Here is a 406-nt window from a genome sequence, read left to right as displayed (position 1 = left end):
GCCCCTCCCCGGATCCCGTCCGTTCCGAAATATCGTCTCGTCATCTTACTCGACGTGCCCATATATGATTCACCCAAGTGTCGCCTCGTGGACATTCCCACAGGCAGCCAGCGTCCGAGTGACTGGCCGCTTGCCACTCCGCATCTTCTTTGCAGAATACCATGATTGTCAGGACGAAAGCTGTCCTTAGCTCACAATCTGGGGTGAGGACAAGAGCTGTACAAAATCTTGCGCTAAGCCCGAACGGATCGTGAAACTCATGCGGCTCGCCGGGTTGGGGGTCGGTAGCCTAAGGGTTCGAAAGCCTTCGGGCATCTGATGCCTCGGTCTCCCAGGTGTAGATGCCTGTCAGGTTGATATGTTCCCAACTCAGCGGCGAGATATGCTTCAACAGCGTATCTGGAAT

The 406-nt window shown here is 55.2% G+C and carries 1 pseudogene; it reads right to left on the bottom strand.

From position 1 onward, the window contains the following. Nucleotides 1-186: 186 nt before the first annotated feature. A pseudogene (locus AC0L2K_RS35100) lies at nt 187-406 on the bottom strand (hypothetical protein); the annotation flags it as partial.

This window comes from Mesorhizobium sp. WSM4817 (genome assembly GCF_055811135.1).
The sequence above is the reverse complement of the archived record's forward strand: the minus strand, read 5'-3'. Positions and strand labels throughout refer to the sequence as shown.